20 protein-coding genes and 1 pseudogene are annotated in these 18,690 nt (G+C 67.4%); 12 read left to right on the top strand and 9 right to left on the bottom strand.

Annotated features, from left to right (window positions below):
* Window positions 1–61: 61 nt before the first annotated feature.
* The 3 genes from ABD352_RS29505 to ABD352_RS29495 all read right to left on the bottom strand — a co-directional run bounded on the left by ABD352_RS29505 (window position 62) and on the right by ABD352_RS29495 (window position 4,152).
* A complete protein-coding gene (locus tag ABD352_RS29505; protein WP_344615776.1) occupies window positions 62–271 on the bottom strand; it encodes a hypothetical protein in 210 nt (69 codons plus the stop codon).
* Between the two features lie 123 nt (window positions 272–394).
* A complete protein-coding gene (locus ABD352_RS29500; protein ID WP_344615775.1) occupies window positions 395–3,634 on the bottom strand; it encodes an ATP-binding protein in 3,240 nt (1,079 codons plus the stop codon).
* 389 nt (window positions 3,635–4,023) lie between these two features.
* Window positions 4,024–4,152, bottom strand: coding sequence for a hypothetical protein (locus ABD352_RS29495; RefSeq protein ID WP_344615774.1), 129 nt, complete (start codon window positions 4,150–4,152; stop codon window positions 4,024–4,026).
* A gap of 311 nt (window positions 4,153–4,463) precedes the next feature.
* On the opposite strand from ABD352_RS29495, the gene ABD352_RS29490 reads away from it, so the two are divergent.
* Window positions 4,464–4,700 carry a helix-turn-helix transcriptional regulator gene (locus ABD352_RS29490; protein WP_344615773.1) on the top strand — a complete coding sequence of 79 codons (237 nt, stop codon included), beginning with the start codon at window positions 4,464–4,466 and terminating at the stop codon, window positions 4,698–4,700.
* A 46-nt stretch (window positions 4,701–4,746) separates the two neighbouring features.
* On the opposite strand, the gene ABD352_RS29485 is transcribed toward ABD352_RS29490, so the two are convergent.
* Entirely contained in the window at window positions 4,747–5,562 is an 816-nt protein-coding gene (locus ABD352_RS29485) for a tyrosine-type recombinase/integrase (protein WP_344615772.1), read from the bottom strand.
* 306 nt (window positions 5,563–5,868) lie between these two features.
* Here ABD352_RS29485 and ABD352_RS29480 point away from each other — a divergent pair, with 306 nt between their 5' ends.
* The 3 genes from ABD352_RS29480 to ABD352_RS29470 all read left to right on the top strand — a co-directional run bounded on the left by ABD352_RS29480 (window position 5,869) and on the right by ABD352_RS29470 (window position 8,369).
* Window positions 5,869–6,069 (top strand): hypothetical protein, encoded by a 201-nt coding sequence (locus ABD352_RS29480; RefSeq protein ID WP_344615771.1) that lies wholly within the window; start codon window positions 5,869–5,871, stop codon window positions 6,067–6,069.
* A 1,149-nt stretch (window positions 6,070–7,218) separates the two neighbouring features.
* Window positions 7,219–7,656, top strand: a complete 438-nt coding sequence (locus ABD352_RS29475; protein WP_344615770.1) for a hypothetical protein — start codon at window positions 7,219–7,221, stop codon at window positions 7,654–7,656.
* A 350-nt stretch (window positions 7,657–8,006) separates the two neighbouring features.
* Window positions 8,007–8,369 carry an SAM-dependent methyltransferase gene (locus ABD352_RS29470; RefSeq protein WP_344615769.1) on the top strand — a complete coding sequence of 121 codons (363 nt, stop codon included), beginning with the start codon at window positions 8,007–8,009 and terminating at the stop codon, window positions 8,367–8,369.
* Between the two features lie 209 nt (window positions 8,370–8,578).
* Here the strand turns inward: ABD352_RS29470 and ABD352_RS29465 are convergent, their stop codons facing one another.
* Together ABD352_RS29465 and ABD352_RS29460 are read right to left on the bottom strand one after the other, a co-directional pair.
* The gene (locus ABD352_RS29465; RefSeq protein ID WP_344615768.1) at window positions 8,579–8,743 is read right to left on the bottom strand and encodes a hypothetical protein; all 165 of its coding nucleotides are present in this window, start codon (window positions 8,741–8,743) and stop codon (window positions 8,579–8,581) included.
* A 132-nt stretch (window positions 8,744–8,875) separates the two neighbouring features.
* Complete coding sequence (locus ABD352_RS29460; RefSeq protein ID WP_344615767.1) at window positions 8,876–9,061, bottom strand: CsbD family protein; 186 nt, start codon at window positions 9,059–9,061, stop codon at window positions 8,876–8,878.
* Window positions 9,062–9,501: 440 nt separating this feature from the next.
* Here ABD352_RS29460 and ABD352_RS29455 point away from each other — a divergent pair, with 440 nt between their 5' ends.
* The 4 genes from ABD352_RS29455 (at window position 9,502) to gvpJ (ending at window position 12,104) form a co-directional block, all read left to right on the top strand.
* On the top strand, window positions 9,502–9,768 hold the full coding sequence (locus tag ABD352_RS29455) for a hypothetical protein (protein WP_344615766.1): 267 nt from the start codon (window positions 9,502–9,504) through the stop codon (window positions 9,766–9,768).
* A gap of 141 nt (window positions 9,769–9,909) precedes the next feature.
* Complete coding sequence (locus ABD352_RS29450; RefSeq protein WP_344615765.1) at window positions 9,910–10,452, top strand: hypothetical protein; 543 nt, start codon at window positions 9,910–9,912, stop codon at window positions 10,450–10,452.
* Between the two features lie 6 nt (window positions 10,453–10,458).
* Window positions 10,459–11,553, top strand: coding sequence for an SRPBCC family protein (locus tag ABD352_RS29445; RefSeq protein ID WP_344615764.1), 1,095 nt, complete (start codon window positions 10,459–10,461; stop codon window positions 11,551–11,553).
* 2 nt (window positions 11,554–11,555) lie between these two features.
* Entirely contained in the window at window positions 11,556–12,104 is a 549-nt protein-coding gene (gene gvpJ, locus ABD352_RS29440; protein WP_344615763.1) for a gas vesicle protein GvpJ, read from the top strand.
* A gap of 1,174 nt (window positions 12,105–13,278) precedes the next feature.
* On the opposite strand, the gene ABD352_RS29435 is transcribed toward gvpJ, so the two are convergent.
* Both ABD352_RS29435 and ABD352_RS29430 read right to left on the bottom strand, forming a co-directional pair.
* A complete protein-coding gene (locus tag ABD352_RS29435; protein ID WP_344615762.1) occupies window positions 13,279–13,992 on the bottom strand; it encodes an OBAP family protein in 714 nt (237 codons plus the stop codon).
* Between the two features lie 390 nt (window positions 13,993–14,382).
* Window positions 14,383–14,883: a hemerythrin domain-containing protein gene (locus tag ABD352_RS29430; RefSeq protein ID WP_344615761.1), complete on the bottom strand. Its 501-nt coding sequence runs from the start codon at window positions 14,881–14,883 to the stop codon at window positions 14,383–14,385.
* A gap of 150 nt (window positions 14,884–15,033) precedes the next feature.
* Between ABD352_RS29430 and ABD352_RS29425 the strand changes: the two genes are divergently transcribed.
* The 4 genes and pseudogenes from ABD352_RS29425 to ABD352_RS57745 all read left to right on the top strand — a co-directional run.
* Entirely contained in the window at window positions 15,034–15,519 is a 486-nt protein-coding gene (locus ABD352_RS29425; RefSeq protein ID WP_344615760.1) for a DUF2795 domain-containing protein, read from the top strand.
* A 17-nt stretch (window positions 15,520–15,536) separates the two neighbouring features.
* Window positions 15,537–15,782, top strand: a complete 246-nt coding sequence (locus ABD352_RS29420; protein ID WP_344615759.1) for a hypothetical protein — start codon at window positions 15,537–15,539, stop codon at window positions 15,780–15,782.
* Between the two features lie 622 nt (window positions 15,783–16,404).
* Window positions 16,405–17,343, top strand: a complete 939-nt coding sequence (locus ABD352_RS29415) for a TIGR03557 family F420-dependent LLM class oxidoreductase (protein WP_344615788.1) — start codon at window positions 16,405–16,407, stop codon at window positions 17,341–17,343.
* A gap of 78 nt (window positions 17,344–17,421) precedes the next feature.
* Window positions 17,422–17,643 (top strand): annotated as a pseudogene (locus tag ABD352_RS57745) (STAS domain-containing protein); the annotation flags it as partial.
* Window positions 17,644–17,691: 48 nt separating this feature from the next.
* Here the strand turns inward: ABD352_RS57745 and ABD352_RS29410 are convergent.
* Window positions 17,692–18,144, bottom strand: coding sequence for a response regulator (locus tag ABD352_RS29410; RefSeq protein ID WP_344615758.1), 453 nt, complete (start codon window positions 18,142–18,144; stop codon window positions 17,692–17,694).
* Window positions 18,145–18,690: the final 546 nt, after the last annotated feature.

The following is an 18,690-nucleotide window of genomic DNA, read 5'->3' as shown; positions in this document are numbered from 1 at the left end:
TGGTCGGCGAGTGCCGGCGGATTCGCCGGCGGACGCGCTCGCGGGCGGGGCTGTGATGCGGTCATGCCGGTTGGCGAGGAGTAGCCCGGCCGGTGCGGGTGATCACCGCCGCCAAGCCCTTGAGCGCGTTGCCGAGGTCGCCGACCAGCTTGCGTGGGACCAGCTCGATCCTCTCGACGAGGAAGAACGCGCACACCACCGGCAGCCAGGGGTCCCGGAAGAACTCAGAGATGCCCGAGCGCCAACTTGCGCCTGCGTAACGATCCGGCATCCCTCCGCAGGCTGCACTGATTCGCTTCCCCGCACGCGCAATAAGCCCGATGCGACAAACCAAGAGCTCCGAGTACACGTTGCCGGTGAGCGAAGACCCCGTCCGGCCGACCTGCACGGGGACTCAGCCGACGGCCACCACAATGCGCCGCACACTGCGTCGCGCATCGCCAGCAAGGTCCGAGCGCAGCCGAGCCACGAGCGCATCGTCCGCGTAACCCACCGCGCCGGCGATGGCCGTTGCCAGCTGTCGACGCACCCTAGCGTCTTCGTCCTTCGCAAGCTTCAAGACGGCGTCGTCGCTGATCGAGGCAGGATCCGACTGCCATCGCGCGACTGCAAGGCTCCTGACCGCCGCCAGGGGATGGTAGGCGCTTACGGTCGGACTAATGCGCGACGTTGCAGCCGGCACACGTGTGAGAGCGCCCGCAACCACCCACTGAAGATCGGGAGGCACCACCCGGAGGAGACCCAGGCCGAGCTGCTCAGCTTCGGCGGCCTCAGCGTCGGTCAACCCGAGTTGCGCAGCAACCTTGAGCGCCCAACACGCCAGCTCCTCCGACGACACGAAAAGATCATTGGCTTCGGCGGTGCGCGCCAGCGTCAGCAACGTGGGGCGAATGCCAGCCCGCGTGCCTTCGTCGAGGTACTCCGCAAGATTGTGCAGGCCCCGAAGATCGTGCGCACGCGTCCAAGCGTCCTCAGCCTGGTTCGCGGCACTGGCCACAAACGCTTCGGCCAGCTCGCGGCGAGTGGCCGGCGGCAGGACACGAGCAAACACGCCCGCCTCGGGTCCATTCGAGAACTGGCCGACGCCGCTGGGCTCCTGCGGCGCTCGTTCAATCACCCGGGCAACGGCGCTTGCAGCGTGGGAGACAACGCCCTCTGGCACCCGTCCGGCAACCAGCAGAGCCAGCGCAACATGCCGGTGCTCGACGGCAGCGGACGCCAGCAGGACTTCGAGTCGATCGGCCTGGTCAGCGCTCAGACGCACACGACGCATGACCCGGTCGGCGTTCTCAGGGTCAGATTCGACAGCCCGAGCCAGCAGATCGAGGTGGTCGTCGGGCTCGGGCGTAGACACCGCCGTAGCGACGATGGCCATAACCGCATCGTCGGTGTTCCTCGGGTGCAGCCCGGGTCCGAACAGCGTGGTGACGTGTTCGATCAGTTCTTGACGCTGCGCCGCCGTGAGCACCGAGCCGATCGCAGCAAGAAATTCGAGTGCCGTGGTTTTGGGCCGCCGAGCGTGGCTGATCGACGAAGGTGCAGCCTGCTCTGCAAGCACAGCCAGCGCTTCCACAGCGAGCGTTTTGGCGTCAGCGTCAGGTAGTAGGTCGGCGGCCGCGGCAGCGACCGTGAATCGAGCGGCGCGAGAGCGGGGCACACCTGTCGATTTGAGGTCAGCAAGATCGACCCGACTCTCTGGAAGGCCCTCGGCGATCTTGGACACGATGTCGTTCCGCGCGGCCCGCACGCACTCCACAAGCGCTTCCGCCACATGTCCGGTACGTCGCAGCATGCTGGCCAACGTTTCCGTCGCATACATCTCGTCGGTCAGTTGCCCACGGACGTACGCCTGCCACCGCCACTGACGCAGAGCCGGCTCAGCATTGTTGGTGGGTTCCGGCCCGCTCAGTTCACGCAGCGCGAACTCTGCGGCATGCTGCGAGCCCGGCATGCGACTTGGCCTCGCCAAGGGACGCAGCGCCTGCGCGATCTGATGCTGCTCGGACCTCGGGAGGTCTTCGTACCAAAACCGAACAGTACGCAGGGCGTACAGCCAGTCGGCCGCATCGTCAAGGTTCTCCTGGTCGGCGGCGAGCTCGACAGCATCGAGATAGAACTCAACGGCGGCTTGCCCATCGCCAGTCAGTGCGAAGTGGCGCGCATAGCGGGCGTTCAGCCATGCCCTGACGAACGGATCAGCACGACGCCGGAACTCTCGGAAGAAGGCATCCCAAGTACCGGTGACATCCGCCAGGCACATGCGGACACGGATGGCGGCATAGGCCGGCCCATCCACGAGGCCCACACTGGTCAGCCCTGCGGTCAACTGCGCGGCTCGGTCTAGGACCCAGGACGGTTGATCCTGAGCAACACCGTACTCGGCAAGAAAAGCCGCGGCGCGTAGCCAATGCGGATCTCCAACTTCAAGAGCATCGAAAGCGCTCACGAAGCGGATAAAGTCCTCGCCGAGCATGTAGCCAACCGCGGCATCGGCGCACCGCCAGACCCTTCGTGCCATCGCGGTCATGGCCGCATCGTCGCCGGGCTTGTAGTCGTCATGCAGGACGAAGCGGCCCTCCCACGCCTGCAAACGGTCGACCGCGGCCCACGCCAGTTCCGCACGGAGTAGGATCGCCCGCTCCGTCTCACCCGCTGCGTGCAGAGCTGACGCCTGGCGACGTCGCATCATATTGGCGTAAGGCCAGAATTGGACCTGCTCGAACTGTGCGGCGATGTCGGCGAAACGTCCGGCCGCGGCAACATCGCCGGCCTTCACGAGCTGCTCAGCCTCTTCGATGGCCGGACGCAGGGCATGTCCATCAATCGGCCCCAGAACGATCGCGCTCACATCGAGCGAAGCACGGTCAGGCGCCGCAGCCGTGCCGAGGGCCTTCGCGGCGACTGGGCGAAGCCCTGTAATGATCTGCAGACGACGCAGGACCCGATCTTCTCGCACCACGCCAGCGGATAGAGCCCAACGTTGGGCTAGGTCTCCGATGTGCCCGAATAGACGCTTCGGAGTGGTGCCGAGATCGGCGGAGACCGGGCCTAGGCTGTTGAGGGTCTCGAGGTAGTCAGCGCCATCATCGGCAGTCGCAGGTCGCCAGACCTGGAGGGCCGCGAGCAATGCATGAGTCGTGGTGCTGAGATTCCCAAGCGCAGGCGCACCCTCATCGATCGAGCGTTGGACGGCCTTACGTACCTGCACCAGCCGGTTGCGAACTTTTGCGTCAACGACGTTGGCCTGAAAGACCTTCTCGAACGTTTCCGCGTCGGAGTGACCGTCTGCGAACTCGTGCAGCTTGCGTAGTTGATCTACGGCGTCAGCGGCACCAAAGGCGATGACCCCGATTGCGGCCGGTATCCCAGCCGACGGATCTGCGTTCTGTTCGGCCAGGGTGAACAAGCCGGCGGTGACAACGTCCATAAACTCTTTGTCACTGGCAGTCACCGTTAGCTTGAACTTGATCTGCCACGCCGCACATGGATCATCACTATCGCCAGAACCAAATACCACTAGATCGTCAAAATGGTAGCCGTGGGATCGCATTTGAAGTCCGACGCGTTGAAGCGAATCCGGGATTCCCGGAAAATGCGTTCGCGAGATGAGCCGCGCCAACGCCATCGCCGTCACTCGCCGTTCGAATGCTGGACCCGCCCCACCGGTCGCGGCTGGCGACGCCGGCTGCTTCTTGACACGAACCATCGGCCGCCGAGCCGCATCGCCCGTTCCCAAAGCCAAAGTCATGTCCAGTTCTCTACGCGATGTTCAGTCCTGCCGACCAGCCTAGTTGGCCAACGGCGGCGGCATCGTGCGGTACCCAATTCCGCGCTGACACCGGGTAATGGCTGCGCGCGCCGATGCCAAACCGACTGGCGTCACCGGATCCGTCGCACAGATCGGCCGGGGAACGGGTCTGAGCGTCGAGAGTCCGGTGCATGGACAGCGGATCAGGAGATCAAGCTATCCCGTCCGGCGAAGTTGGCGGAGCCGTGACGTGACGGAAACGACCGCACCGGCCGTCAACACTCGAACGGCACGCCGACCGAGTCCATCAACGACGCGCGAACCTCCGCCCGCTCCGCGCCAATGAAACCCACCTCGAACTCAGTCGTCAGCGGACCGCTCAAGCCGGGCACCGAGTGCAGCACCCCGGCACCGTACCGGAGGAGGTGACATACCCGGACGGTGCCACGCTGGTGACAACTTGCCCCCGACGGTGCCAACTTCGCCCGGACGGGACACCGACGAAGGCCAGCGCCGGCCTGGTCCGCCTGCACGCCTCCATAAAAAGCGTTATGAGGGCACCGCTGGCTCTGACCAGCGGAAACCCAAGCGAACCTGGCTCTATCTGATCATCGCTGGGACGTGTCATCGCGTGCCACCTACGCCGGTGCCCTTAACGCAAGCACTGCTGCGCCATAGCGTTGGCGAAGACGCGGTCGGCCTGCAGGAGGCACGCATGACGGATGGCGGATACACCTATGCCGAGGCAGCGAAGAAGCTTCGCATCTCCGTATCGTCGCTGCGGCAGAAAGTTGCGGACGGTCTTATCCCGCACCGGCGTCTCGTCGGTGGCAGGACGGTCCGATTCACCGATGAGGACCTTGCCGCCGCTTTTCTGCCCGTGCAACAGCCGCCGCCCGTGCCGCGCCGCCGACGTCGAACGTCTCTGCGCTCGACCAAGGACGCCAATTGACTGCGCCCCCGCCGCGAGTTCGCGGCGGGGGCGCAGTCCATCTCTGTCAGGCCGCGACCCGTAGCCCGGGCCGTACCCGCTCCGACTCACCGGGCTGTTGCGGCTCTACCATCCGGGGTCGCAGCAAGCTCGACACCACCTCCACGAGGGGCGTCACGGCCGCCTTGACCGCCCCGAACTGGCGCGTGTTGTTCTTCACGTAGAACTTGTAGGTGGTGATCACCTCTTTGTGGCCGGCGATGTTACGCAGCGTTTCGAGGTCAACCTCCGAGGACAGCCACGTCAGCAGTGTCGCGCGAAGCCCGTGCGGCGTCATGTGTTTCGGAAAGCCCATTGCCTGGGCCAGCTCGAGGATCTTCGCCCACTTCTTGTAGAAGTTGTGGTACAGCCAGAACGAGCTACCGCTGGGCGGGTAGAAGACGAAGTCGTTCGGCTTGCGGCCGTCAGCGCGGCGCTGCAACATCTCCCACACCGGATCCGTCACCGGAACCTGGCGGAAGCCATCTTCGGTCTTCGGCATCGGCTCGATGCGCCACTCGTTCCCGTACCGGCGCGCCACCTGGAAGACCTGAAGTGTCTGCTTCCGCTTGTTCATCGCCCGGATGGGCAGGCCGGCGATCTCGCCCCAGCGGAACCCGACCGACAGTTCGGTGACCAGCAGGTCGCCGATTTCCGGGTCGATGATGTACGCGGCGGTGATCAGAATCTCCGCCTCGTCGGTGTCGTCGAAGATCTGGCGGGTGTATGGGATCGCCTTCGGTAACGCAAGGCCCTTGATGGGGTTGTAACCGCGCAACGGTGGCTCGCCGTCGTCGCCGGGCAGACACGCTCGTTCGAACGTCGGGGAGACCAGGACGGGCATGACCGCTTCAGAAGATCATCGAGGTTCTCTACGCCATGTTGATCGTTCTCCGAAGTAAGCCATGCCCACATCGCCATCATCGCTGATCGCCTCGCTGTCGGCCGCACCGGCCGGACTCTCCACTGCACAGCTGGCCGCTGGCCTGCCCACCGCCCTGACGCGCGTTCCTGACGGCTGAGGCGACCGCGGTCGCGCCGCCCGCAGCGAGTCGACGACCGCGGCCGTTCCGCGATTCATCATGCCTGCGGAATCCGGCGAACCAGCGTCTCGCGTTCGTCGTCGGTCGCCACCAGGAGATGGTGGGGCATGCGGCGCTTCCGGCTCCGCGAAGGCAGCCGGACGTGGAGGTTTGACATCGGTGCTATCGATCCGCCGAGAGGAGTGATGATGGTCGACCCGCCCGGCCATGACCTGGTCGCCGACCATCTCCACGGCGTCGACCGTGTCGCGTCGACCGGACTGCCGACGTCCGTCGAGGCCGCAGCTGCCACGGCGACCTCGCTGTAATCAGATACAACGGACTACAAACCTCGGTGGCATTCAGGACGGATCGCAAACCGTGGCCACCACCAGTAGCGACAACACGGTCATCGTCTGGCCGCTCACTGCCGCCCGACCGCGCTGGACGTCCACCTCGCGGCCAACGCGAAGGCCGCTCGGATCGGGAACTGCCGGACGCCACGCAGTCGTTGTTAGTTAGTTGCCCCCAACCGGTCTGGATGCCCGGCCGCGGTCCACGACGCCGCGGGCGATACGCAGGTGACGCGGGCGGCACGTGAGTGGCATTTCTCACCCCGGCGTACCCCTGCAGGGGCGGTCCGAGCTCGATTGGAGAAGGGCCTGACCGCCGCAGCGCGACCGCGAAGGAGACTACGCGGCCTGGCCGCAACAGAATGTCCCGCTCGGCGCGCGCCAGGTTCTCGCCGCGCACATCCAGGTCCTCGACTACGACGGCGGTCGGGTCGAGGTCGTAGAGAACGCAGTGTGGACGCCGAGGGATCGCGACGGCCGCCCGCCAGCCTCGGGCGGCGAACAAAGACGGATACGTGCTGTCGTCGCGGATGCGCCCGGCGACCTACAGCTGGAGGAAACAGGGATGGATGGAGGATCGATATAGCGGTCGAATGCGTCGGCACGCACGATCGCACGGTGTTGTAGGGCGCTACGAGCGACGATGCCCTGTCCAACGGGGCGCCGTCGCGGATCTCCGCGTCCCTCGTCGCGCTATGGCCAAGGAGGGCTCAGGGACGGCTCAGTCCATAGCACGCAGTCAATGGCCCGGGGCAGGCCCGCCGTTCGGCGCGAGCCGATAGGCAGCTGCGGTCAGGCCCAGTTGCGGAGCAGGCTGACGGGTGTCGAGTGCGCAGGTCGTCGAGTGGGAAGTTGGGGACTGTACCTCGACTCAGCTTCACCAGGTGGGTCGGAGTGATCCGTCGCTGTTGGTACCGAGTTGCATTACCGCGATCACCTCGCAGTCCCTCGGGCAACAAATTTGTTAGATGGTTCATTACCCAGTGCGCCTCCGCTGCTCCCGGCCGGTCACGGACCGGCCGGGAGCAGCCTCACCGACCGAAGGGAGATCGATGCAACACGACCCGGTCGACGGCAGGTTCGAATCGCTGTGGCTGCTTGTTCTCCAAGGGCCTCGACCTGCACGTGGAGATGACCGCCGAGTATGAGCTGACGTATGTCTGCCTCCACGATGAACTCAACCGCGACGACGCCTGGCGCGCGTGGTGGGCGCCGACCGGCCGGCAGCGGCTCGAGATCTCCTTCAACATCGTGCCCGCCGAGGCCGAGTATGTCTCGGTGCGCCGCGGCAGCAGCGTCGTGCAGGCCGTCGTCGTACGGCCCACACACGGCTTCGCCAGCGCACCAGAGGCCTCCGAGCCGCAACGGGCCTACGACGACATCCGCACGAACCTCGGCATCGTCCAGGACCGCCTGAAGCTGCCGCCGACGCCGCCATTGCCGCCACTGCCCGTCCTCGACGAGAACGATCTGCGGGCCATGCGGGCGGTCAAGGAGGCGCAGGCCGCCGAACAGCGCTGGGTCGGCGAACTGGCCGCCTGGCTGAACCCGCCCGAATCCTGAGCACATCAGGCACGTCCACGGCCCAGCTCCCTGCCCACCAGTCCGATCCACAGACTGGCGAGGGTGAACCCCCGGCACCCCTGGCCCGCTGCTTCCTATCCCGGTCGTCATGGACGTGGACGGGGCACGCGCGTGCCGGAGCCGATCAAGATCGCCGAGCAGTCCCTGTGGAGGGACGCTGTGGACAACTTGTGGACAACTCGGCAGGGCTGTGGATAACTGGAACCAGCCAAACGGCTGTGGGTTCGCAACAAAGGTTGATCCGTTCTCACTCAGACAGACCCTTGTTCGAAGCATGCCAATGTTCCTGGCGTCCGGCACCATCACCGCCGATGGCGGATGATCGAGCGGTGGCTGCTGATCTGCGCGCCTACCGGGAGGCCATCTCTTCCTCCGTCCGCGGCAAGGTCGCCCTCGACATCGGAACCGGCCGCGACGCGCTCTGGGCGATACAAACCGCCCGAGCGGGCGCCCAGCATGTCTTCGCCGTTGAGCAGCAACCCGACACCGCCGGCCAGGCGCGCCGGGCAATCGCGGAAGCCGGCCTCACCGACCGGGTCACGGTCATCCAGGGCCGTTCCACCGACATTGAACTCCCCGAATCGGCGCAGGTGTGCATATCCGAAATCGTCGGCAACATCGCCTCCGCGGAAGGCGTCATCATCGCCCTTGCCGACGCCCGCCGACGCCTCTGCACGGCACACTGCGTCTGAATCCCGTTCCGCATCCAGACCTGGGTGGCCGCGATCGAGCCGCCTCCGGTACTGGCCGCCCAGGACTACGCATTGGCCGTCGAGAGCCTGCCACGGCGACCGACGCGAGAAGCCAACACGAGACCCAGAGGAGAGCGAACGCCTCTTGCGCAGCGTGCCGGGGTACGCGGCCGGCCCCGCCCGGACCGTCGAGCCGGCCGCCTCTCAGGTCAATGCCTGCGGCCCAGTGCCTCGCGCTTGACGAAGCCGATCACGCTGGTGGCCACGAACAGGACGACGCCGATCACCAGTAGCCAGAAAAGGCCCTTCACCGCGACACCCACGATGATGAAGGCCAGCCAGACCAGCAGCAACAGCACCAAGAGGGCAATCATTTCTTCACTCCTTGCTCGGACGAGCGTCCGTTCCGGGCGGTTCTGGCGTTGTCGAAGCGCACGTATCGGGGCTCACCGCGCACGGCAGGACTGGCGACCCTGCCGGTCGGCAGCCGAACCCCTGAACCGTTCCTAATCGCCGAATGCGTCCTTTGCAGCGTCCTTCAGCTTCTCGCTGGCCTGCTTGACGTCGCCCGCGGCCTGATCGACTCGACCCTCGCCTTCCAGGCGTTCATTGCCAACGGCCCGACCAGCCGTCTCTTTGATTTCGCGCTTGATCTCCTCTGCCTTGTTGCGCAGACTGTCCGCACCGCTCATGCGACCGTCCTCCTCCAATGCCCCACGCCCATCATGTGGCGTCCGATGGCGAATGCCATATGGCGCATTGACCAAACGCGGCACCCGGGCGTACAGCAAAGCTGGTTGACACGGCGCTGGCTGCGGCGGGCGCTCACCCGGCGCACGGGTTTCCGCAGTTCCGGGGTGGGTAGCCACCCACTCGCCGCGTCGAAGTCCGATCGGCACGGCAGCGGGAAGTTCCGAAGAAGTACGACACCAAGGGCGGGCGGGGCCGAGAGGCGCCCCGCCCGCCCGCGCCCGAGCACCCGCGTCGTCCCATGGCGGTGCACCGATCGGCTGGCGGGCAGCCGCCGCTACGCCATCGGCCTTTGCCACGATCCGCTGTCGGCCACCGTCGACGCCGGCGCCGCGGCAGCGAGCGCCCGCATCGCCGTGCCCGGACGAAGAGGGTGGCCGAGATGTCCTCGTGGTCGATCGGCGTGCTGGTCCTTGCCGTGCTGTGGCTGGCCTGCGCCGTGGCGGCGCTGCGCGTCGCGGTGCGGTTGGCACGGCAGGCCGAGCGTCACATGCGGCACGTCCACGGCGATGAACACGCCTGGATCAGGCCGCGCCCCGGCAGCCACGAGCGGCCGGGAGGCGCCGGGCGGCGCTGGGCGGCCTTGCCGAAGCGCCTGGTCCTGAAGGCGTTGCACCGTCCCGCGGGCCGCACGGCCCGCCGCGGGTGAATGGCTGTTTCGCCCAGAGGGGTGGGGGTACTCCCCCGGTTCTGCGAGCCTCACACGTCAGTTCAGCTCCGCGCCGACCGCATCGCCGTCGGGCGTCGCACGGGCCAGGTGCCGGTCGGCCATCACGCCGAGGGAGAGGCCATGAACTGCAAGACTCAGGTTGCTCTGGCGGCCGGCATCGGCTACCTGCTCGGGAGACAACGCAAGCTTCGCTGGGGCCTGCTGCTGGCCGCGGCGGCCGCGTCCGGCCGGCTCAGCCGGCCCGGTTCCCTGCTGGACCATGGCGCGCGCGCCCTCAAGGCGACGCCCGAGCTGGGCAAGCTCGGTGAGATGGGTGCCCCCCTGGTCGAGGCCACGAAGGAGGCCGCGCGGGCCGCGGTGACCGGCCGGATCGGCTCGATCAGCAACCGGCTGCACGAGCGCACCGAGACGCTGAAGGGGCGGACCGCACCCGAGCCCGAGGAGGAGGAGGAGGCCGAAGAGGCACCGGAGCGTGGGAGGCGGCGCGCCGGCGGCGCCCGTCGTGCCCGGCCGCGCGCCGAGCGCGAGGAGGAGCCGGAGGAAGACGAGGACGAGGAGAAGGAAGCCGACGAGGACGAGCGCGAGGAGGAGGACGAGGACCTGGTGAGTATGGGCAGGCGGCGCGTTGGCCGGCCTCCGGTACGGCGGCGCAGAGAGGGATAGCCCATCATGGCTGGACAATCGAGCGGCAAGGTCATCGGCGGCATCGGCGAGAAGATCGGCCAGCTGGTGAAGGACGAGCTGCAGGGGCTGGCCAAGGCCGCCGGGCGCAGCGCGATCGATGCGGCCGGCCGCAAGGTCGGCAAGCTGACGGATCGCCTGACCGACTACGCGAGCGGTTCGGGCAGCGCCGGTCTCAGCGCGGCGGCCGCCGGCGCCAAGCAGATCTCCGAGGGCAAGTCGCCGTTGCGGGCGGCGATCTCCGGCGGCTGGACCGGCCTCAAGGAGAAGGTCAAGGGCGTCTTCGGCGGCGGCAAGGGCAAGCCCAAGAAGCTGAAGCTCACCAACATCGAGGAGACGCTGGACGTCGGCGTGCCGGTGCGGGTCGCGTACAACCAGTGGACGGAGTTCGCCCAGTTCCCGAGCTTCATGAAGAAGGTCGAGAACGTCGAGCAGGAGGAGGACGCGAAGAACACCTGGAAGGCGCAGGTCTTCTGGTCCCACCGCACCTGGGAAGCCACGATCGTCCAGCAGATCCCCGACTACAACATCGTCTGGCGCTCCAAGGGCGCGAAGGGCCACGTCGACGGCTCGGTCACCTTCCACGAGATCGGGCCGAACCTGACCCGGGTCATGCTGGCCATGGAGTACCACCCGCAGGGGCTGTTCGAACGCACCGGAAACCTGTGGCGGGCGCAGGGCCGCCGGGCCCGGCTGGAGTTCAAGCACTACCGGCGCCACGTCATGACCCAGTCGATCCTCAACCTGGACGAGTCCGAGGGCTGGCGCGGCGAGATCCGCGACGGAGAGGTCGTGAAGGACCACGAGACCGCGCTGCGGGAGGAAGAGGAACAACAGCAGGAGCAGGACCGCGGCGAACGCGAACCCGAGGAGCCCGAGGAAGAAGAGCCCGAGGAGGAGAAGCCTCAGGAAGAGAAGCCCGAGGAGGAAGAGCCGGAGGAGAAGGAAGAGGAAGAGGCCGAAGAGCCACAGGACGAGGGCGAAGAGCCGGAGGAGCCGGCACCACGGGAACGGCCCCGGCGGCGCCAGGAGCGGCCCGTGCGGCGCACCGCGGAGCGTTCCGGCCGCGACAGGAGGGATTGACGATGAGCACGTCCTTGCAGCCGAGCGGCGGCGGAGGGATCGAACGGCCGACGTCGACGTCGTTGGCCGAGGTGATCGACACGATCCTCGACAAAGGGCTGGTCATCGACGCGTACGTGCGGGTCTCACTCGTCGGCATCGAGCTGCTGCCCATCGATGCCCGCATCGTGGTCGCCAGCGTCGACACCTACCTCAGGTTCGCCGAGGCGGTCAACCGCCTGGACATCTCGCAGGAAAAGGCCGGGCTGCCGGAGCTCGTGGGGGACATCACCGAGGGCGGCGCCAAGCACAAGGTCAAGGGCGGCGCCCAGGGCGTGCTCGAGGCGGTCGGAGACAAGGTGCGGGACGTCGTCGACACCGGCTCCGAACGGCACAAACCCCAGCTCAGCAGGCCCAAAGACAACGAAGATCGACGGCCCCGCCAACGCATGACGAGCCACGGCCAACCCCGCCGCCACAGCGCCCTCGCCCTCTCAAGATGGCGAACGATGGGGGCGATGGACTGCTCCCGCCTCAGCCGAAGCAGCCGCCTGATGCCCGAAAGCCTTTAGCGAGGCAAACGGCTGCGGTCGTAGCCTGTCCGGCCTCTCAGCCAAGTACGGAAGAGGCCCGACGCTATGCCCAACGCCGGCAGCACAGCGAAAAGCAGTGGAGATGGTGTCACATCGAGTAGAAAGATCGCGACGAACGTCGCCACCACACCGGCGAAGCCGACACCGACGAGGACCCACCACAGGACATGCGCTCGCCTCGTGGCGCGAGTGTAGGTCCTGGCGAGGCCACATTTCGGCCTCCCGGCCGTTGCCGAGCAACGTCCCGCAGTGGCTCTTCGCGGGCCTGACCGAAGACGGCCAAGTCACGGCACTGAGGATGTACTGCCATCGGCTGCCGTCGCCGTAGTCGGGCAGCAGCGTGTTGCCCGGGAAGTCGGGGCACTTCGCCGGGCCCTCGGGCACGGCCGAGAGTCCGGCCTGCCTTCGGTGCGGGCGCAGGCGACTGGACCTGCATGATCGACTATTGCCGTTGCTCCGTGATCGGGCAGGTCCCGGTCCCGCAGCACGTCGCTGCGTCACGCGGTGAACGCCGCCGATTCTGCACCGTGCGTAGCGCCATCGCCGCTCGGTCGCCCTGGCGCAAATCCCGGCTGGCCGTGTCATGACGGCGGAGTGGCCGTGCGCGGCCGCCCGTTGCTGTCGGTATGCCAGCGGGACGACCACGACTAGCAGTGGTGCGGCCCCAGGGCTGGGTCGTGGTCACGGCGTGGAAAGCGGCGGACGGACCTGCCGGCCAGCCGGTAGCGGTGATCTGGCCGTGGACGGTGTACGTGCCGTAGGCGGGCGCAGGGATGGTCACCGGCACGCGGTACTCGCGTTCCTGCCCTGGGCCGAGTTCGTCGAAGGGCGGGGCCGCGACGAAGCCGGCTGGGCGTTCGCCGCGGCCGACCGTGACCGTAACCGCCGGGACGGAGGCCGTGGCCGTCCCGATGCTGCGGACGCGCACCGTCACCGTCCGCCGCACGGCCCGCCGAAGAGGTCGGGCCGCTGCCATCCATCGTGGACGGTCACGCCGGTGATCCGCAGTGCCGCGCTCGGGTGGTCCGGCCGGGCGGTCGCCGATGCGGCGGCGAGGGCCGCCGGCACCGTCCGGGTGACCGAGCTGGTCAGGAGCCGTGCGCGGACGAACAGCCGGTTGCCGGCGGGCCTGCGTTTCGCAGCGAGTCCGCGGTCAGCGTTTGAAGTCGAGTTCCTGCAGCTGGGTTTGGACGGTGTAGCCGCTCTCCCAGAGGTTCGCGCCGGCCATCACGTTCGGCATGGGGATATCGGCACGGTTGCTCCGCTTGCGCGGCGTGGAAATGCCGAGTCGGCGGTCGCGCTCGTGGATGAGCTCTTCGCGGGCTTGGCCGTCTTCGGTCAGGCCCATCATCAGTTGCGGGATGCCGTAGGGGAAGTCGTCTCGGTCGTACTGCCAGGTGTGGAACGTCTTGCCGTAGGTAGTGACAAGGTCTTCGAAGTACGCACGCTCAGCAACGTCGGGAATCCCAGGAGCGGTCAGGATCCCTGACTTCACCTCGTAGTGGTGGCTGTGCCAAAGCCGCTTCTCCTCCGTGGGTAGGTCGTGGAAGCGTTGTTCACTGATGATGTATTCGATCCCGATCAGGCGGGCATCGGCGGCGTTCCGATCGAAAATGACGCACTGGTGCAGGTCGTGTTGCAGGTGGATGCAGAAGTGGCTCGCCTCGACCTGGCGGCCCATGTCGTCGGCGTACATGTGAAACCCGTTGAGGTAGGTGCTCATCGCCTGCAACGGGTACTTCGGTTGCATCGCACCTGCGGTCATGTCGAGTACCCGGTGTTTGAGAGGGTGGCCCTTGCCGACTTTGGCGGTGGCCGCCACCTTGCGGGTCAGCAGAATGGCCGCTCCGGCCGCTGCGCCCGCCACGATGCCGAGGCCGACGCCCTTTGCCGAGCCAGTGGCGGCCTTCTGCGAACGGATCTTGGTCCCATTTTCGAAGGGATTCCCGACACGTGTCCAGCTAACCGACCTCGCGCGTCAAGGTCCGGCCTACCGGGTTGGGCGGATGACTCGGCGTTGCTGCGCCTGAACCGCCGCGGCGGCGCCGTGCCACCCGGGTCCCGTCCCGGATGCGGCGCTCGACCTGTTCGGTGGCCCGGCGACGGTCCTCGTCAGCGACCATGGCCTTGACCGGGTACCCCGCCATCCGGGCCGCACGACCCGGCACTGGACGGCCAACAGCCGAGGGATCTTACACAGTGATGATCGGCCGGATTCGAACGGTCCGATCGGTTACGGTGGCAGGCGACGCGTCGCTCAGGCGCGCACGGCGTCGAGCGCCTTCTTGAGGGCGGCGGGTTCAGCTGGCTTCGTCGGCGCCTTCGGGCGCAGCTGCAGCATCTTCGCGCCGATCTCCTGCAGTTGGTTTCGGCCGAGGCCATCCCGGACCTTCGGGAACCACTCGTCCTCTTCCTCCTGGACGTGGTGGGTGACGTTCTCGATGAGCACGGTGACCTTCGCATCGAAATGCTCGTCTTCGGCGTCCATGGTGGACAGTTCCAGGCACAGCACGTCGGCGACGTGATGCTCCTCGTACGACTCCAACACGTCCTGTTCGAGATCGGGCAGGAGACGGCGAACCTCGGGGTACATGACCTCGTTTTCGAGGTAGGTGTGCACGGTCAGCGCCTCAAGGATCTGCTGGACGATCTTCGACTTGCGCTCGGGAGTGCCGTCCTGCGCGGCCTGAAACTCCTTGAACAGCCGCTTGACGTTTTGGTGGTCCTCTTTGAGCATCACGATCGCGTCGGTCGACATCGCCACTCCCCGGTGGGTACGGACGGGATGATTGCGGTCCGGGTACCCGCCTGTTGAGCTGCGCAAACGCGAAGTCGTTCCGGCTGGGGGAGGGTCCGACTCGTCGGCTGTCCCGGGCTTGGATCACGCACCGGCGGGTAGCAGCACACCATGACTGCTAGCGCGATCGAGGTCCAGCGCTACCTCGATGACGTGGACTATCCGACGGACAAACGGCATCTTGTCGAGCAGGCTCGCGACAACGGTGCCAACGAGAAGGTCATGCGGACCTTGCAGGACCTTCCCCGTGACCGGTTCGCCTCGCCGAACGATGTCACCCAGGCCATCGGTGAGCCGTCGAAGCAGTACGACGTCGTGGAGATCCTGCTCGCCCGGCACACCGAGATCAAGCAGATGTTCACGCGCGTCAGTTCCGCTCAGGGAAGGCAGAAGGAGGAGCTGTTCCACGAGCTGGTCAGGATGCTGGCCGTGCACGAGAACGCCGAGGAGATCGTCGTGCATCCGGCGGCGCGTGACCTGATTCCGACGGAGACACGATCGTCGGCGAACGGCTTCAAGAGGAGTCCGACGCCAAGCGGGCGCTCGCCGACCTCTACGACCTGGGGATCGATCATCCGGAGTTCGACCGGCACCTGAGCGTCCTGGCCGAATCAGTGGTGACCCATGCCACGAAGGAGGAGCAACGAGAGTTCTCGCAGCTGCGCAAGCACGCCGACAGTGACCGGCTGCGCGGGATGGCGACCGTGTTCGAGGCGGCCGAGGCGGTTGCGCCGACACGCCCGCATCCCGCGGCTGGGGAGTCCGCGGCCGTCAACTTGATGGTCGGCCCGCCGACCGCGGTGTTTGACAAGATCCGCGACGCGATGCGCGACTGGCGCAAGCGCTCGGGCGAGGGATGAACGAAAGAGCCCGACGTCCTGCGGCGCGGCCACCACGAGCGGCGTATACCCCGCCGTGGTGCCGCGCCGCCCGAACCGGTCATGCCGTCGATCAATCACCAGACGGCTGATGTCTGCCCGCCGAGCGGCTGCCGGGGCAACGGCTCCCAAGCCGGGGTGCCGCGGGTCTTCACCGGCCGATCACATTCCGCCGGCGCCGGCTCGTCTGGCGCAAGCGCTCGGGCGGTGGCAGATCACGAGCGCCTCGTTGTCGGGGACCCGTCCGCACTCCTCGCCGGCCAGCACCCACGGGCGCACCTCCGAAAATGCATCTGGCGTAGATGCCGATAGTCGTCGCGGGCGGCGGGCTTGTGCGCGGATGAGGGCGGCCAGCGCGGACGAGTCGCTGCACCCCCGTCGTCCCCGGGCTCGGCGGTGAGGCGTCAGCCTCACCGCCGCGGCGACGGTGCTGCACGACGATGGGATACCGGGCCGCGCTGCCCGCGCCACCTGGCGTGCACGGGCCGGGTACGGCGCCGACGACCCGCGCGGCAGCAGCTGGAGAGAGCTTGTAGCGGCGGGGCGGGCGGCAGGTGTCGAGCGGGCAGGTGCAGACAGGCCACCTCTGGGTATCGGTATGTACATGCGAATCGGCTACTTCCTGTCGTGCGAGGAGTACACCCCGGCGCAGCTCATCGAGCAGGCGCGGATGGCGCAGGACGCCGGATTCCGGGGGCTGTGGATCTCCGACCACTACCATCCGTGGAACGACGAACAGGGGCAGAGCCCGTTCGTCTGGTCCATGATCGGGGCGCTCAGCCAGGTCGTGGACATCCCGGTCACCACCGCCGTCACATGCCCGATCCAGCGGATCCACCCGGCGGTCGTCGCCCAGGCCGCGGCCACCAGCGCCGTGCTGCACGACGGGCGGTTCATCCTCGGCGCCGGCACCGGCGAGGCGCTCAACGAGCACGTCACCGGCGAGCGGTGGCCCTCGGCCGGCGAGCGCCTCGAGATGCTCGAGGAGGCCGTGGGCGTCATGCGCAAGCTGTGGGACGGCGGGTTCGTCAACCATCGCGGGCGGCATTTCGCGGTCGAGCAGGCTCAGGTCTACACCCGGACGCCGACACCACCCAGGGTCTACCTGTCCGCGTTCGGCCCGAAGGCGCTCGACCTCGCCGGGCGCATCGCCGACGGCTACATCCTCACCATGCCCGACGCCGGCCTGGTGCGCGGGTACCGCGAGGCGGGCGGCGGCGACAAGCCGGTGCAGGGCGGCTTCAAGGCGTCGTGGGCGCGTACCGAGGACGAGGGTGTGGCGACCGCGCACCGGCTGTGGCCGAACGCGGGCCTGCCCGGCGAGCTGTCGCAGGTCCTGCCGTCGCCGAAGCACTTCGAGCAGGCCTCGCAGCTGGTGACGCCGGACGTCGTGCGCGAGGCGATCGCCTGCGGCCCCGACCCGGCGAAGCAGGCGGCGCAGCTGCGGGCGTACGAGGACGCGGGCTTCGACGAGGTGTACGTGGCCAACATCGGCCCGCACTATGGCGAACTCATCGACCTGTACCACAAGGAGTTCCTGTAGCCGTGCCGCACGTCCTGCGGGAGCTCGCCTTCCTCGGCGACGGCCGGCGCGGCGCCGTGCTGGGCGGTCCGCGGCGACGTGCGCTTCGACGCCGGGGCGCGCGCCGCGTACTCCACCGACGGCTCCAACGGCGCGGTGGTGGTGCACGCGGATCTGGCCGGTGTGGTGTACTGCGACTCGTCCGGGCTCGGCGCGCTGGTCCGCGCACAGAAGTCGGCCCGGCACGCCGGCCATCGGTTCGCAATCTTCCGTCCGAGGCATGTGCTGCACCGGATGTTCGTCATCACCGGCCTGGACGCCCTGTTCGATATCGTGCCGGGCCCTGCCACCGGACACCGCAGCCGGCAGCTAGGCGGCGGCGCTGCTGGGCAGCCGGACAGTGTCGAGCCAGAACTGGTTGATCTGCCGGACGATGTCGACGAACTCCTGGTAGTCGGCGGGTTTGGTGACGTAGGCGTTGGTGTGAGTGTTGTAGCAGGCGACGACGTCCTCGTCTGCGCTGGAGGTGGTAAGAACCACGACGGGGATGCTGGCCACCGACGGGTCGTCCTTGATGGTGCGCAGGACCTGGCGGCCATCGACGCGGGGCAGGTTGAGGTCGAGCAGGATGAAGTCCGGCCGTGGCGCGTCGGTGTAGTCACCGCGCTGGTAGAGGAAGTCGAGGGCCTGCTCACCGTCACGGGCGACGTGCAGGCGGCTCGCCTGGACGTCGTCGCCGAACGCCTCCCGGGCCATGAGCTCGTCGCCGAGGTCATCTTCGACGAGCAGGATCTGCGCAGTCAGTGCATGGCCGGTGCTCATGATGGGTCCCTTCATCGAGCATGCCGCGAGGGCGCGCCATCCAGGCGCGTTGAACGATGGAGAGAAGCCCGTGCCGCCACGCCTCGTGCGGTGCAGCGGGTTCGGATCTGGCAACTGTACGCCTGATCCGGTTCGATCAAACAGTGGCCGCCGCCACGTCCAGGCACCGCCGCCGCGCCGCAGCATGCGACCGTACGCCGAACCGCGCGCGGCGCCGTCTGTGACGCCTGTGCCTCGGCCGTCATCAACGGTTCCTCCTCAGTGGTTCGGCTGACCGGTTGGGCGGCCTGCGCCAGTGAAGCCATCAAGCGCATACCGGTCACGGTGGCGGACAAGTGGTGACGTAGGTCGCCGCGGCGCGTTCGGCGGCAATGACGAGGCGGGCGAGGCCGGCGCTCATCTGGTCGGGCAGGTACGTTGACGCGGCGGTGTGGAAGTCGCGGAAGTGGCCGACGCGATGTAGGAACGCCGTACGGGTGGTCTAAGGCGTGTTTCATAACCCGTCATAGCCAGTCGTTGATGATGGCGATGGTCAGGACGGCTTGG

This window comes from Dactylosporangium salmoneum (assembly GCF_039532525.1).
In the GTDB taxonomy this organism is placed as follows: Bacteria; Actinomycetota; Actinomycetes; order Mycobacteriales; family Micromonosporaceae; genus Dactylosporangium; species Dactylosporangium salmoneum.
The sequence above is the reverse complement of the archived record's forward strand: the minus strand, read 5'-3'. Positions and strand labels throughout refer to the sequence as shown.